Origin of the sequence: Solibacillus sp. FSL W7-1472 (assembly GCF_037969775.1) — a bacterium.
GTDB lineage: Bacteria > Bacillota > Bacilli > Bacillales_A > Planococcaceae > Solibacillus > Solibacillus silvestris.
Genome location: NZ_CP150208.1, coordinates 3,282,924 through 3,297,289 on the forward strand (window position 1 = coordinate 3,282,924; position 14,366 = coordinate 3,297,289).

Annotated in this window: 16 protein-coding genes; all 16 read right to left on the reverse strand. The window is 41.6% G+C overall.

Features of this window, described 5'->3' with window-relative positions; translation table 11 throughout:
- Nucleotides 1–8: 8 nt before the first annotated feature.
- The 16 genes from MKY07_RS16405 to MKY07_RS16480 all read right to left on the reverse strand — a co-directional run bounded on the left by MKY07_RS16405 (nt 9) and on the right by MKY07_RS16480 (nt 14,359).
- Entirely contained in the window at nt 9–479 is a 471-nt protein-coding gene (locus tag MKY07_RS16405) for an 8-oxo-dGTP diphosphatase (protein WP_008406405.1), read from the reverse strand.
- Between the two features lie 330 nt (nt 480–809).
- Nucleotides 810–1,754 carry a thioredoxin-disulfide reductase gene (gene trxB / locus MKY07_RS16410; protein WP_339263186.1) on the reverse strand — a complete coding sequence of 315 codons (945 nt, stop codon included), beginning with the start codon at nt 1,752–1,754 and terminating at the stop codon, nt 810–812.
- Between the two features lie 76 nt (nt 1,755–1,830).
- Complete coding sequence (locus MKY07_RS16415) at nt 1,831–3,357, reverse strand: tetratricopeptide repeat protein (protein WP_339263187.1); 1,527 nt, start codon at nt 3,355–3,357, stop codon at nt 1,831–1,833.
- Nucleotides 3,358–3,542: 185 nt separating this feature from the next.
- Nucleotides 3,543–4,160 (reverse strand): bifunctional phosphoribosyl-AMP cyclohydrolase/phosphoribosyl-ATP diphosphatase HisIE, encoded by a 618-nt coding sequence (hisIE, locus tag MKY07_RS16420; RefSeq protein ID WP_008406412.1) that lies wholly within the window; start codon nt 4,158–4,160, stop codon nt 3,543–3,545.
- Nucleotides 4,157–4,915 (reverse strand): imidazole glycerol phosphate synthase subunit HisF, encoded by a 759-nt coding sequence (hisF, locus tag MKY07_RS16425; RefSeq protein WP_065216730.1) that lies wholly within the window; start codon nt 4,913–4,915, stop codon nt 4,157–4,159. Before hisF ends, hisIE begins: the two co-directional genes overlap by 4 nt.
- Nucleotides 4,909–5,529 carry an imidazole glycerol phosphate synthase subunit HisH gene (hisH, locus tag MKY07_RS16430; protein WP_008406415.1) on the reverse strand — a complete coding sequence of 207 codons (621 nt, stop codon included), beginning with the start codon at nt 5,527–5,529 and terminating at the stop codon, nt 4,909–4,911. Before hisH ends, hisF begins: the two co-directional genes overlap by 7 nt.
- On the reverse strand, nt 5,526–6,119 hold the full coding sequence (gene hisB / locus MKY07_RS16435) for an imidazoleglycerol-phosphate dehydratase HisB (RefSeq protein WP_008406417.1): 594 nt from the start codon (nt 6,117–6,119) through the stop codon (nt 5,526–5,528). Before hisB ends, hisH begins: the two co-directional genes overlap by 4 nt.
- Nucleotides 6,119–7,399: a histidinol dehydrogenase gene (gene hisD / locus MKY07_RS16440; RefSeq protein ID WP_339263188.1), complete on the reverse strand. Its 1,281-nt coding sequence runs from the start codon at nt 7,397–7,399 to the stop codon at nt 6,119–6,121. Before hisD ends, hisB begins: the two co-directional genes overlap by 1 nt.
- Nucleotides 7,400–7,413: 14 nt before the next feature.
- Complete coding sequence (gene hisG, locus MKY07_RS16445) at nt 7,414–8,037, reverse strand: ATP phosphoribosyltransferase (RefSeq protein WP_008406420.1); 624 nt, start codon at nt 8,035–8,037, stop codon at nt 7,414–7,416.
- 4 nt (nt 8,038–8,041) lie between these two features.
- Nucleotides 8,042–9,202, reverse strand: a complete 1,161-nt coding sequence (locus tag MKY07_RS16450; RefSeq protein WP_339263189.1) for an ATP phosphoribosyltransferase regulatory subunit — start codon at nt 9,200–9,202, stop codon at nt 8,042–8,044.
- Between the two features lie 566 nt (nt 9,203–9,768).
- Nucleotides 9,769–10,299 (reverse strand): acyltransferase, encoded by a 531-nt coding sequence (locus MKY07_RS16455; RefSeq protein WP_087618296.1) that lies wholly within the window; start codon nt 10,297–10,299, stop codon nt 9,769–9,771.
- Nucleotides 10,300–10,301: 2 nt separating this feature from the next.
- Complete coding sequence (gene ppaX / locus MKY07_RS16460) at nt 10,302–10,943, reverse strand: pyrophosphatase PpaX (RefSeq protein WP_014822764.1); 642 nt, start codon at nt 10,941–10,943, stop codon at nt 10,302–10,304.
- Nucleotides 10,944–11,125: 182 nt separating this feature from the next.
- The gene (gene lgt / locus MKY07_RS16465; RefSeq protein ID WP_339263190.1) at nt 11,126–12,007 is read right to left on the reverse strand and encodes a prolipoprotein diacylglyceryl transferase; all 882 of its coding nucleotides are present in this window, start codon (nt 12,005–12,007) and stop codon (nt 11,126–11,128) included.
- Nucleotides 12,008–12,030: 23 nt separating this feature from the next.
- The gene (hprK, locus tag MKY07_RS16470) at nt 12,031–12,969 is read right to left on the reverse strand and encodes an HPr(Ser) kinase/phosphatase (protein ID WP_008406426.1); all 939 of its coding nucleotides are present in this window, start codon (nt 12,967–12,969) and stop codon (nt 12,031–12,033) included.
- A 172-nt stretch (nt 12,970–13,141) separates the two neighbouring features.
- Nucleotides 13,142–13,453 carry a cytochrome c551 gene (gene cccB, locus MKY07_RS16475; RefSeq protein ID WP_014822762.1) on the reverse strand — a complete coding sequence of 104 codons (312 nt, stop codon included), beginning with the start codon at nt 13,451–13,453 and terminating at the stop codon, nt 13,142–13,144.
- A 51-nt stretch (nt 13,454–13,504) separates the two neighbouring features.
- A complete protein-coding gene (locus tag MKY07_RS16480; protein WP_014822761.1) occupies nt 13,505–14,359 on the reverse strand; it encodes a YitT family protein in 855 nt (284 codons plus the stop codon).
- Between the last annotated feature and the right edge of the window lie 7 nt (nt 14,360–14,366).

Consider the following 14,366-nt stretch of genomic DNA (forward strand, 5'->3'; position numbering starts at 1 on the left):
CATCTCCTCTAGTTTTGTTCCGTCGAGTTTTGAATTTTTTCGCTGATTAGCTCAAAATCCTCTGTATATTCAAATGTACCATATTGCGTACCTTGATTTAATGCTGCAAATAATAAATTCGTACGGTCACCTGCCGCCATCGGAAGATCCTTTAAACGTTCAATTTCATACCAGCTTAAAATGCCTTCCCGCGTTTCGACAAATGGTGTTCCTTCAACATCAGTTGCGATAAATGTGTACAGCATCCACTCATCGACGACTGTATCCCCATTTTTGATAACCATTGTGTATACACCTTTTAAATGAACGTCTTTTGGTGTTAGATTTGTCTCTTCCTGAAATTCGCGTATAGCGGAGTCATAGATGGACTCTCCTGGCTCCATTTTCCCACCTGGTGCCACAAACCAGCCTCTTCTCGGTTTTTGCAGCAGTAACACTTGACCATCTTTAATAGCGAGTAAATTTGTAATACGTTGCATACACAACACCTCAACTTTTTCATTTAATGGGATAAGTGAATAACTAATATTTCACGAATTCCACATAAGTAAAGACACAATTTCGCTATATGCAGCGAATTGTGTTTTTCTAAAGCTTATTTCTATTATACCTTGTCCTATGCATTCCGTAAAAGCAAGCGTTTCATTTATAAAGTCAACATTTGTGCCGGAAAGCCACAAAAAAAGAGGTTGCTTCAGCGTAAGCACGCTTGAAACAACCTTAGGATAAAAAAATAAGGGGGTTAAAACAAATTCCACTTTTAGTATACCCTTATTTTGTAACGATATGATTACATTTATATTAAAGAATTATTGATTTATCTTTTCTTTTATTTCTTCCACGTAATGTTGCGCTGATTGTGCTGCAATACTGCCGTCACCTGTAGCTGTTACAATTTGACGCAGCATTTTATCACGAACATCGCCCGCTGCATAAATACCCGGAATTGATGTTTCCATTTTCTCGTTTGTTACAATATAGCCTGCTTCATTTAAAATATTCAAAGAAGCAAATGGCGCTGTTAATGGAAGCATGCCGACATATACGAATACGCCATCTGCAGCCTCTTCCGTTTCAGTACCGTCAACTGTTGAAACTAACGTCACTTTCCCTACTTTACCGTCAACTTCATGAATTTCTTTTACTGTTGTGTTCCAGATGAAGTCAATTTTTTCATTGGCAAATGCACGGTCCTGAATAATCTTTTGTGCGCGAAGTTTATCGCGACGGTGTACGATTGTTACTTTATCCGCAAAACGTGTTAAGTAAATACCTTCTTCAACTGCAGAGTCGCCCCCGCCGATTACGATCAGTTTCTTTTGTTTGAAGAATGCGCCATCACATACAGCACAATAACTTACACCGCGGCCGCCAAGCTCTGTTTCGCCAGGAATGCCTAGTTTTTTGTATTCTGCACCTGTTGTAATAATAATCGTGCGTGTTTTATATTGTTTTTTACCAGAAACGATAATTTTATATTCTTCACCATCAATGATTTCATTTACATCACCGTAAGCATATTCAGCACCGAATTTTTTCGCATGCTCAAACATTTTTGTCGATAATTCCGGCCCTAAAATTGTATCAAAGCCTGGATAGTTTTCCACTGCTTCTGTATTAGCCATTTGTCCGCCGGGAATCCCACGTTCAATCATTAATGTTGATAAGTTCGCGCGTGATGCATATACCGCAGCTGTCATACCTGCTGGACCTGCTCCGATAATGACTACATCATAAATTTTTTCTTCTGACATGAAGATCCTCCTCTTGCGTATACCTTTTCTATATTTTTATCGTATAAGATTGCTTGTATAAATACAAATATACTGCCTATTCAAAGTCCGACGGTACAAATTCATATAATTCATCATTGTATTTCGATAATGTTGCAGTTGAAATATTATATTTGCCCGCTACTGCTTTTTTCGTCACTTTGTTTTCCAGCGCTACATGGAATGAATATTCAACAGCAGCAGCCAGAGCCGCGCTGTTTTTAAACGAATAGCCTTGTTCGAATGCAATTTCCCCAAGTGCAAACCATGTACTTAACACTTGCGCGACCTCTAAAGAAATCGAATCATTTACTTCTGTAATCTGCTCAGCTACTTCCATAAAACGCAGGAATTGCTTTTCTTCCTTGCTGCCGTTACTGAAGTCATAGTCCAGTGCATATGCCAGGCAAAGTTTTTCGATAGCCGTAAAATTTGAGACATTTAAAATAGAAGGGTGCGCGACAATTTCCTGTTTATGTGCCGAACGCTTCAATAAAAACATGCCAAATAATCGGCTTGACTGGTGCTCATCTGTTAGTTGACGAATGATGAAGTCACGATGATTTTCCGCGGAATTTCGTAAAATAGAGCCTTCCCCATTTGCCCACGGTTCCATCCCTTCTTTTGATGGATCCAACTGTATGAGCATTTTCCACGCTTCTTTAGCAATCGTTTCATGTCCTGAGAAGTAGGCTGACTGGGCAAGCCAGAAATAAAAGCCAGGCTCTCCATCATAACCTTTCTTACTCATAGAGCGCAGCCATTTATAGGCCTCTTCATACTGCCCGATTAACGCAAATGTCGCACCGAGCTTATAACGGTTTTCCCAATCGAACGGTTGGATTTTCTTCAATAAACCGACCAGTTCATTCAGCTCTTCACTGCTTTTTTCGTAATATGCAAAGACGGCCAAGTTGCAAAGTGCGTGAAGATTGCCTTGGTTTTCACGCAGCACTCGATATAGAAGTGCGCGTGCCTGTTCTGCCTCACCGACATAAAAATAGGCTAACGCCAGATTATTATACGCATTCCAAAGGTCTGGATACTCTTCAATGATTTGCTCCAGCATTTCGATTGCTGTTTTAAAATCGCCCTGCTCCATATGGCGGCGGGCCTTTTCCTGTGCCACATGCTTCGCCCCATCAAATTCATCCATGTCATCCATATCTTCGCCCACATAGTCGACAAACTCCAATATTTCGGAGGCGTCTTCCGTATATGTGCCATTAGGTTCCATGTCTAAATATTGGGCTGCGTATTTTTGGGCATCAGCAATATGACCCATACAGCCCGACACTTCCGCCATCATAAAGATGATTTCGGATTCATTCGGCTCTAAACTATAGGCTGTGTGAATCAACTCATATGCATGCTCGAAATTTTGCAGTTCCATTTCAAGAATTCCGTACTGTAATAACACATGCGCGTCATCCGGACTTAAATCCGCCGCGCGCTTAATAAATTTATATGCTTTATCCATTTCGTCTCGTTCAATTGCCTTTAAAGCTTTATTGTAATAATAATCACCATTCGGAACAAACGACACGACATTAGTAACTTTTGTTTTTAAACGTTTATTTTCCAATAATATTCCTCCGAGTCATTCCGTTCAATACATTCTATATCATCAAATACGCAGGTCATTTGTTTGTAAACAAAGAAATAAGGAACGCACAGGTGTGGTCCCTTAATCAATTCTAACTATTATAGCATATCCGGCACATATGTACTAAAAACACGTCTGACATAGCGGTGTTATTTTTCCAGTAGTTACTGCTTCTTTCCTTCATGGCGTTTTTGCAATACATCCAGCACTTCATAAACATCGACTTTTTGCTCTTGAAGAAGAACTAATAAGTGATAAAGAAGATCTGCCGATTCCCATTTCACTTCTTCTGCGTCACGGTTTTTCGCACCGATGACAACTTCTGTAGCTTCTTCGCCGACTTTTTTACAGATTTTATCGATTCCTTTATCGAATAAATATGTTGTGTACGCCCCTTCAGGCATATCGATTTCACGCTGTTTAATCACTTCTACTAGCTGCGGAAGAATCGCGACAGAACCTGGACGTTCGTTTTCTACCAAGCTTTCAGTAAAGCATGAAGTCGTTCCGTTATGACAAGCCGGGCCAGCTGGAATCACTTCAATAACGAGCGCATCCTTGTCACAGTCTGTTTTAATCGAAACTACTTTTTGCGTGTTGCCACTCGTTTCCCCTTTATGCCAAAGCTCCTGACGAGAACGTGAATAGAACCATGTTTCATTCGTTTCAATCGTTTTTTGGAGTGACTCTTCGTTCATATAAGCTACTGTTAATACTTCTTTTGACTGTGCATCTTGTACTACGGCTGTAATTAAGCCTTGATCATTAAATTTTACGTTCATCGTACACGAACCCCTTTTTCTTTTAAGTAGCTTTTCACTTCTGCTACGCTTGTTTCTTTATAGTGGAAAATACTCGCTGCCAATGCGGCATCTGTATCAACATCTTGCAATACTGCACGGAAGTGTTCGGCATTCCCTGCTCCGCCGCTAGCGATGACAGGTACAGTTACCGCATCACGTACCGCTTTCGTTAATTCCAGGTCAAAGCCGGATTTCTCGCCGTCCTGATTCATCGATGTAAGAAGAATTTCTCCGGCACCTAGTCGTACCGCTTCTTTCGCCCAATCGACTGCTGTCCATGTCGTTTTATTTCGGCCGCCATGAGTATATACCATCCATGTGCCGTCTTCTTCGCTGTACCTCGCATCGATTGCACAAACGATACATTGTGCCCCGAAGTAATCCGCACCTTCTTTTATGAGCTGCGGGCGTTCCAGTGCAGATGTGTTGACCGATACTTTATCGGCACCTGCACGTAAAATACGCTTCATATCATCGATCGTTCGGATTCCGCCGCCTACTGTAAATGGAATCGCCAATGTTGCTGCCGTTTGACGGACAACATCGACCATCGTTTCCCGTCCTTCATGTGAAGCGGAAATATCGAGAAATACGAGCTCATCGGCGCCTTGCTCATCATAAAATTTAGCTAACTCGACAGGATCGCCTGCATCACGCAACTCTACAAACTGTACCCCTTTTACAACTCGTCCTTCTTTAACGTCAAGACATGGAATAATTCGTTTTGTTAACATACGCCCTCTTTCACTCCCTGTGTCCAAGCCGTCAATAAATACACACCAAACGGCCCTGACTTTTCTGGATGGAACTGCATACCTGTAAAATTATCTTTTGCCACGATGCCCGGTACTTGTACATGCTCATAATCGGCTGAGGCGATCAGCTCCATCTCATCGATGCCGCTCGCATAGTACGAGTGAACAAAGTAGACATGGCGTTCTTGCGGCAAGTCTTCTTTATCTAACCATTCTGGTGTTTGCTTTAATTTCAGCTCATTCCAGCCCATATGCGGAATGCGGGTAACATCAGTAAAGCGCTGAATACGTCCTTTGAAAATGCCAAGACCTTTCGTTTGCTCCACCTCATCACTTTCCTCAAACAATAGCTGCATCCCAAGGCAAATGCCAAGCAGCGGCTTTTTCGTCTTTTTAATGAAATCGATGAACCCCGTTTCTTCCAGGCGCTTCATCGCATCCGGAAATGCACCTACACCCGGCAGTACATAAGCATCCGCCGCTTCCAGCTGTTCAATATTACTTGAAACAATTACTTGTACATCCAATCGCTTTAATGCCTGCTCGACACTAAACAGATTGCCCATTCCATAATCAATTACACCTATTTTCACGTTAACAGCCCCTTTGTTGATGGCACACCTTTTACACGTGGGTCGATTTCTACCGCTGCATCCAATGCACGTGCCGTTGCTTTAAAAATCGCTTCAATAATATGGTGTGTATTATGGCCATAAGGAACGATGACATGCAGATTAATGCGGGCTTCCAGTGCAAACTTCCATAAAAATTCATGGACAAGCTCTGTATCAAAGTTCCCTACTTTCGCATTGAGCTCCGGTGTAACGCGGTATTCCAAATGCGGACGGTTTGAGCAGTCAACGACAACTTGCGCTAATGCGTCATCCATCGGTACAAATGCAGTACCGTAGCGTTTAATTCCTTTTTTATCGCCTAACGCTTCACGGAATGCTTGTCCTAACACAATTCCGATATCTTCTGTCGTATGGTGATCATCAATCCATGTATCCCCATCGGCCAGTATTTTACCGTCAAACAATCCATGCTTTATAAATAAATCGAGCATATGGTCCATAAAGCCAACACCTGTTTTAATGTCGGCTTGACCTGTACCGTCCAAGTTGAGCTCTACTTTAATTTTTGTTTCATTTGTATCGCGTTCGATTTTTGAAAAACGTGTCATTATTCTTCTCCTTTATCCCAGCCGCGCGATTCTACCGCTCTTGCATGTCCTTCCAACCCTTCCAGTCGTGCAAGACGCGCAATCTTCGGCGCATTTTGTTGCCAAGTTTTTTCGCTATAATAAACAACGCTCGTGCGTTTAATAAAATCATCGACATTTAAGCCACTTGCAAAGCGTGCTGTTGAGTTTGTCGGTAATACATGGTTCGTGCCTGCAAAGTAATCCCCTACCGGCTCCGAACTATAGCGGCCGATAAAAATCGCACCCGCATGCGTAATCATTCCCGAAACCTTTTCAGCATTTTCTGTAATGACTTCCAAATGTTCAGGTGCCAATGAATTGACAGCACGTACAGCATCCTTCATAGATTCTGCAACGTAAATATGACCGAAGTTTTCAATCGATTTTCGCGCAATCGCCTGTCGCGGTAATTTTGACAATTGAATCTCGACTTGATCTGCCACTGCATCTGCCAAGTCATCGCTTGTTGTGATCAGGACAGCACATGCTAATGTGTCATGCTCTGCCTGTGATAGAAGATCTGCAGCAATTTCATCGGCATAGGCGCTTTCATCCGCTAAAATACAAATTTCAGATGGGCCGGCAATCATATCAATGGCCACCTCACCGAATACTTCACGCTTTGCCAATGCTACAAATATATTTCCCGGACCTGTAATTTTATCGACCGGAGCAATCGTTTCCGTTCCGTAAGCTAGTGCTGCAATTGCCTGTGCACCGCCTACTTTATAAATTTCCGTCACACCTAAAATATGGGCCGCAACAAGTACAGCGTCCGGCAATTTCCCGTCATTTCCTGCAGGTGAAGTAATGACAATGCGTTTCACTCCCGCAACTTGTGCCGGGATGACATTCATTAATACAGAAGATGGATAAGCTGCTGATCCGCCAGGTACATATAACCCTACTGCATCAAGCGGTGTAATTCGTTGCCCTAAATACGAACCGTCTTCTAACGGCAACTGGAAGCCCGTACGTTTTTGTTCATTATGATAACGATAAATATTATCTGCTGCTTCTTGTAAATCGCCGTATAATTGCGGATCAAAACTTTTAACCGCTTCGATGATTTCACATTCGGCTACGCGTAAGTTTTCAGGCGCAAAACCGTCCCATTTTTCACTATAATATTTAATCGCCGCATCACCTTTCGTACGTACATCCTGAATGACTTCACGTACCGTTTGCAGCTGTTGTTCATTGCCTTGCTCGAGTTGGCGTTTTAAAGAAATATCGTTATCCAAAATTGTTATTTTCATCTCATCGGCCCCTCTTATTTCACACATTTTTTCAAGCGTGTCACTAAATCTTGAATGCGGTCACTTTTCATGCGATAGCTTACAGGATTGGCGATTAAACGGGATGAAACTTCGGCAATATGCTCATATTCCACTAAGCCGTTTTCCTTCAATGTACGTCCCGTTGAAACGATGTCGACAATGCGATCCGCAAGACCGATCATCGGTGCCAGTTCAATCGATCCGTTCAGCTCAATAATCTCAACCTGCTCGCCGATTCCTTTATAATACTTCATCGCAATATTCGGATATTTCGTCGCAATGCGCGGCGCAATCTCGTTAATTGTTGTATTCGGTAAACCCGCTGAAGCAATATAGCATTCGCTAATTTTTAAATCGAGCAGCTCATGGACAGTTCGGCGCTGCTCCAGTAAAACATCTTTACCCGCAATTCCGATATCCGCAACCCCATGCTCGACATAAACCGGTACGTCCATCGGTTTCGCTAAAATAAAGCTAATGTTTTCCTCAGGTATTTCAATCATGAGTTTACGCGACATTTCCACTTCTTCAGGAAGGTTAAAGCCAGCCTCAAGCAACATTTCATAAGCTTCTTCAAAAATACGGCCTTTTGGCATCGCAATTGTTAGCTGTGTCATTTGTTTATGCCTCCCTGCTATTGTATTCATTAATTATTTTAAAGTGTGCTTTTAATGCCTCGATATTTTCGATGCCTTCATAGGATTGGAATGTCACTTGCTTTCCTTGTGTGCGCAACTGTTGTACTGCCTCCAGTGCTTCAGCAAAACGCTCTGCCGTGAACAATACAAGTACTTCATCTTTTTCAACTTTGATTTTTGGCATTGCTTCAAAGACACGGTCAACGCGTAAACCAAAGCCTGTTGCCCCAACTTGTGAGCCAAAGTGCTGCATTAAGCCGTCATAACGTCCGCCATTTCCTAACGGGAACCCACTGCCTGAAGCAAACACTTCAAATAACATTCCTGTGTAATAACTCATATGGCTTGATAATGTAAAATCAAATGCGATGTACTCTTCATAACCGGCAGCATCCAAAATTCTTGCCAAGTTCCGCATATATTCCAGCGCATCATTTTTGCGCACATATTTTTCAATTGCTTCAATAGAAGGTAGGCTGATTGCATCTGCAATATAAGCTAACAGCGCATCGGATTTTGTTTTCGGTAAATCAAATGCCAGTACGGCTTCTTCAAACCCGACAAAATTTCGTTGAACGAGAAGATCATTTAAATCATCTCCCTGTGCATCACTTTCTGTATAGTCCTTTAAAATGCAGCTCAATACACCTGCATGTCCAATTGTTACTTTGAAATCTGTAATTTGATACGCCTTTACTAAATCGATTGCCGTCATGATCACTTCCGCATCGGCATACACAGAATTGTCGCCGATCAGTTCGATTCCCATTTGATCAAATTCAGCCGGGCGTCCCCCTTCACGCTGCTGCGCACGGAATACATTGGCAAAATAGGCAAGCCGTTGCGGTATTTTCTCTTTCAGTAATTTCGAAGTCGCAACACGGGCAATCGGTGTTGTCATATCAGGTCGTAGTACAAGCGTATTCCCTTGGCTGTCCACCAATTTAAAAAGTCGGGCATCGGAAATTGCAGATGCTTTCCCGACCGTATCATAATATTCTACAGATGGTGTTTTAATTAATTCATAGCCGCGTTCACGCAGCAGTGCTCGTCCTGTCGAGCGGATTAATTCTAGTTTTTCATAGATTTCCGGTAATGTATCACGCATTCCAAGTGGCTTTTCAAACATTTTAATCGATGACATTTTCACACATCCTAATTTTTATACTTGGTAAAAGTCTGTATACTACACTTTAGTATACTAGAGTGTTAAATCACTAGTGTATGAAAGTATTTTACTGCTACTTATGTTTGTAGTCAATGGATTCATACAAATATTTAGTTAATTTAATTTTCTGATATATTTTTATATTATACATCATATTTTGGCAATTTAAGTTTACTGGCGGAAAAGACATAAAAAAATGAGCGTAAGCACATAACCAAAAAATGCTACTTTTCTTTGAAAAGAAAAATAGCATTTTTTCTGAGCGTTAAAAATTGATTTCCATTCCGGGACGCTTTCCGCGGGCGTGAGGCCAACAGGATGTTGGTCACAAAAGCATTGCCACAGGACGTGGCGTTCTTAGCTTTTGTTCCTAGTCTCAGGCGTCACGCTATTCCCGCAGGAAGCTTGCTTGTAGCGAAAGGCATAGCCGTCAGCTACACTCGCCCTTCATTCCAACCAATTTTATAAAATATCCATTTCTTAATAAGGGTTTTCTTCTTAATAAACGGTATTTCTACTTCTGTCCCAACCTCATTCTGCATTCAATTTTGCCAAACCGGCTTGTCATTCATTTTTCGTTCTGCCATTTGTTCCGCGGTAAAAATAATGCGCATCGGGTTGCCGCCTGCCATTGCGCCTGCTGGTACGTCTTTATGAACCAATGTCGCGGCAGAAACGATTGCCCCGTCTCCAATTTTCACACCCGGTAAAATGGTGGAATTTGCACCAACCATCACATTGCTGCCAATTTCGACATCACCTAACCGGTATTCTTCGATTAAATATTCATGTGCTAAAATGGTCGTATTAAAGCCAATGATCGAATTATCACCAACTGAAATGCGTTCAGGAAACATGGAATCAGGCATTACCATCAATGCTAAGGATGTCTGCTTGCCGATTTTCATTTTTAAAAACGAGCGGTACAGCCAGTTTTTCCAGGCCATAACCGGAGTAACCCGTCCAATTTGAATAACAATAAAACATTTCATTACTTTCCAAAAGGAAACGGTATTATAAACTTTCCATAATGAATTCGCACCTTGAACTTTGTAGCGTTCTGTTCTGCGCATGCCTACTCCCCTTTCACAATTTCCAATAAATCACGCATATGATGAAGCATATAGGTTGGCTCATAGGACATTAAATAATCGACACCTTTAGCAGACCACGCAACCCCCGCTGTTCGGACACCTGCATTTTGTCCGCCCTCAATATCATGTGAATTGTCGCCAATCATGATCGCTTCCTCTTTTTCAATACCTAGCTTTTGCAATGCTAAAAGAACCGGTTCCGGATGTGGTTTCACATGCTCCACGTCATCTAACCCGACGATAACATCAAAGAACTGTTCCGCACAAAGTACTTTTAAACCACGAGCAAGACTTTCTCTGCTCTTCGTTGAAACAATCGCCATTTTGACCCCTAATTTATGGAGCTCTTCCAATGTTTCGACTACTGCATCATAGCTTGTTACTAAACGGTCATGGTTGATGGCGTTCCACTCTTTATATTTCCCGATCATAACATCGGTTTCACCAGGTGTTAATTCGTCAAACGTTTGTTTTAATGACGGACCAATGAATCTTAGGCAGTCTTCTGTCGAATATTGCCCGGGAAATTTTTCGTCAAAAATATACATGAATGTCTGGATGATTAAATCGTTTGTATTTAATAATGTGCCGTCAAAATCAAACAGCAATGCTTTTGTTTTCATATTGAAGAATGCTCCCTTTTAAAAAACCGCTCGCACTAATGCAAACGGTGTTAAGAATATTTATTTTCCCTATTAGAGGGGTTGATTTCAAGGAAGGACGCTTTCTGCAGGTGTCGCCTCCCTCTATTCCAATCAACCAGTTTTAATATTTTTCGTTCTACTTATTTAACTTCACAGCAGAATTATTTTTTCTTGCTCTTCACTTTATTAGTAGTATTATTTTTCTTTTTAGTCGCAGCAGGTTTTTCCTCATCTAAATAGTGGATAACCGGTTTTACTTTCATACGGCGATAAACAATGGCAATAATACCGACTGTAATACCGATGATCGAAACAACTTGAGCAGAGCGCAAATCGCCCACTAAGTATAAGCTATCTGTACGTAAGCCTTCGATGTAGAAACGTCCGATTGAATACCAGATTAAATAGAAGAAAAACATTTCGCCGCGTCGCCAGTTTAATTTGCGGGCAAACAGCAAAATGACTAAACCGACTACATTCCATAATGATTCATACAAGAAAGTCGGATGTACATAGTTCCCATCTTCACTAATGTACATTTGTTCGATCAGCCAATTCGGTAAAAACAAGCCTTCCAAAAATTCTCGTGATACAGGGCCGCCATAAGCTTCCTGATTCACGAAATTGCCCCATCGCCCAATAATTTGACCAACGAGAATACTTGGTGCCGCAATATCGGCCAGTTTCAAGAAGCTCACTTTACGCTTTTTCGTAAATATGTATGCTGTAATAAACGCACCGATTAATGCACCATGGATTGCAATACCGCCATTCCAAATTTGAATGATACTACCCGGATGTTGACTATAGTAGTCCCACTTCATCACAACGTAATACACGCGGGCTGAAAGGATTGAAATCGGAATCGCCCAAATGAGCAGATCGGCGAAAAACTCCGGATCTAATCCACGGCGGACCGACTCTTTTTGTGCGAGAAAATAGGCAACGACAATACCGAGCCCGATAATGATTCCGTACCAGTTCACCGGTATTGGTCCTAAGTGGAATGCCACCGGATTAATTGCTAATAAATTTGTAACCATAAACTTCTCCCTTCAACTACATATTAATAATCGTCTATTTCATCATTCGGTACAAGCATATCGTCCAGACGACGTGAAAATTCCTCAGCTGCATTGACTCCCATTTTCTTCAGACGGTAATTCATCGCAGCTACTTCAATAATTACAGATACATTTCGACCAGGCTGTACTGGAATTGTCAGCTTCGTTACTTCTGAATCAATAATTTTCATTTTCTCCTCATCCAAACCTAGACGATCATAAAACTTATCCGGATCCCAATTTTCAAGCTCTATTATCAAAGTAATACGTTTGTAAGGACGCACCGCACTTGCACCGAACAATGTCATAATATCGATAATGCCGATACCGCGAATTTCCAGCAGATGTTCCAATAATGGAGGCGGGAATCCAACAAGCATGTTTTCGCCTTCCTGACGAATTTCCACACTATCATCTGCCACTAATCGATGCCCTTTTTTCACAAGCTCGAGTGCCGTCTCACTTTTCCCGACACCACTTTTACCAATGATAAGTACACCAATTCCATAAACATCAACGAGAACCCCGTGAATGGCAGTTGTTGGCGCAAGCTTGCTTTCCAAAAAGTTTGTCAACCGGCTTGAAAATCTAGTCGTCGTCAGCTTTGTCACGAGCACAGGGACATGATTTTCATTCGATGCATCAATCAGTTCCTGAGGCACGTCCAAATCGCGCGAAATAATAATCGCTGGTGTTTCATCCGAACAAAGCTGCTTCATCCGGCTTCTTTTTTCCTCTTCAGGCAACATTTCGAAAAATGAGAGCTCTGTTTTACCTAACAGCTGAACACGATCAGCTGGATAATGTGTAAAATAGCCGGCCATTTCCAAACCTGGGCGGGATATATCACTCGTCGTTATGTATCGCCCAACTCCGGCTTCCCCACTGACTAGCTCCAAATTAAACTTTTCCATAACATCTTTCGCAATTACTTGAATCATAAATTTGGTACGCTCCTATCTTCTAGCATCTCCACTGTATTTTATCATGTCTATCCCATTTCCAATATATAACGCGCTTAGTTTTTTAAATTATCAATCACATTATTTAGCAATTCGCTGAAAAGGTAAAAAAAGATGAAGCAAAAAAAGCTCCATCTTTTTTATGTACACATTACTTTAATGTTGATAAATACTCTGCAGCTGCTTCCGCCTTTTCGCCTTTAACAATTCCACCAGGCATACGGTCTTTACCATTTAAAATAATATCCAAAATCTCTTCTTCCGAATATTTTGCCCCTAATTGATTCAACGCTGGCGCATTGCCGCCTTGTAATTGACCGCCATGGCATGTTGCGCATGATTGCTGAACAACACTTTTCCCGTCGATTTCAGCTGTTTCGCCGTTTGAAGCCGAATCATCTCCACCGCATGCAGCAAGGAAAATTGCTGAACCGAAAACTAATGTAAGTAAACTCTTTTTCATTCTGAACCCCTCCAAAAATGAACTTTTATTCCACTACTGATTATAACAAACTTATACTTTTTTGAAACCTTCGCCTAGCACTTCATAGGCGTCCGAAACGATGACAAATGCTTGAGGATCAACGGTTTTCAATACTTGTTTCAACCTTGTGAACTCTGTTTGATAAACAACGACCATTAAAACCGGGCGCTCCTCACCTGTATACCCGCCAAATGCCGGAAGCCTTGTAATCCCGCGATTGATCTCTTTATAAATCGCATCGCGCACATCCGTTTCTTTTTGTGTAATAATGTAAACCATTTTCGATTGGCTAAAACCTAGCTGCACAATATCAATCGTTTTTGTCGTGACATATAGGCCGATTAACGCATACAATCCTTTTTCAAGGTCAAACACAATTGCTGCACTTACCGCAATGAGGCCATCGATTAACAGTACGCTTGTCCCTAATGTTAAGCCTGTATACTTCGTAATAATTTGGGCAAGCAAATCCGTACCACCAGTTGAAGCATTCCCTTTAAAAACAAGACCTATCCCTAAACCGACAACAATCCCGCCAAAAATAGCCCCTAATAATGGATTCAGCGTCCAAGGATCCCAGCTCTCCGTTAATATAACGAAAAAAGGAAGGGTGATTGTACCAATAAAGGATTTAATCCCGAATTTTTTTCCTAATACAAGCACGCCAGCTATAAATAAAGGAATATTGAATGCATATTGAACAATCCCGGCATTCCATCCGAACATTCCATGCAAGATCGTACTGATCCCGCTTACTCCGCCGGATGCGACTTGGTTTGGAAATAGAAACACATTAAAGCCAAACGCAATAATTGCTGCGCCAACAATGACAAATACATATTCCATTACACTGTTTTTCAGTGAACTCTGTGAGCTATATGTCATACAAATC

Excerpts from the sequence above, each read along its gene's own strand:
- MKY07_RS16405 (WP_008406405.1), bottom strand. The coding sequence starts at position 479 with ATGCAACGTATTACAAATTTACTCGCTATTAAAGATGGTCAAGTGTTA.
- trxB (WP_339263186.1), bottom strand. The coding sequence starts at position 1,754 with ATGTCAGAAGAAAAAATTTATGATGTAGTCATTATCGGAGCAGGTCCA.
- hisIE (WP_008406412.1), bottom strand. The coding sequence starts at position 4,160 with ATGAACGTAAAATTTAATGATCAAGGCTTAATTACAGCCGTAGTACAA.
- hisF (WP_065216730.1), bottom strand. The coding sequence starts at position 4,915 with ATGTTAACAAAACGAATTATTCCATGTCTTGACGTTAAAGAAGGACGA.
- hisB (WP_008406417.1), bottom strand. The coding sequence starts at position 6,119 with ATGACACGTTTTTCAAAAATCGAACGCGATACAAATGAAACAAAAATT.
- hisD (WP_339263188.1), bottom strand. The coding sequence starts at position 7,399 with ATGAAAATAACAATTTTGGATAACGATATTTCTTTAAAACGCCAACTC.
- hisG (WP_008406420.1), bottom strand. The coding sequence starts at position 8,037 with ATGACACAGCTAACAATTGCGATGCCAAAAGGCCGTATTTTTGAAGAA.
- MKY07_RS16450 (WP_339263189.1), bottom strand. The coding sequence starts at position 9,202 with ATGTCATCGATTAAAATGTTTGAAAAGCCACTTGGAATGCGTGATACA.
- MKY07_RS16455 (WP_087618296.1), bottom strand. The coding sequence starts at position 10,299 with ATGCGCAGAACAGAACGCTACAAAGTTCAAGGTGCGAATTCATTATGG.
- ppaX (WP_014822764.1), bottom strand. The coding sequence starts at position 10,943 with ATGAAAACAAAAGCATTGCTGTTTGATTTTGACGGCACATTATTAAAT.
- lgt (WP_339263190.1), bottom strand. The coding sequence starts at position 12,007 with ATGGTTACAAATTTATTAGCAATTAATCCGGTGGCATTCCACTTAGGA.
- hprK (WP_008406426.1), bottom strand. The coding sequence starts at position 12,969 with ATGATTCAAGTAATTGCGAAAGATGTTATGGAAAAGTTTAATTTGGAG.
- cccB (WP_014822762.1), bottom strand. The coding sequence starts at position 13,453 with ATGAAAAAGAGTTTACTTACATTAGTTTTCGGTTCAGCAATTTTCCTT.
- MKY07_RS16480 (WP_014822761.1), bottom strand. The coding sequence starts at position 14,359 with ATGACATATAGCTCACAGAGTTCACTGAAAAACAGTGTAATGGAATAT.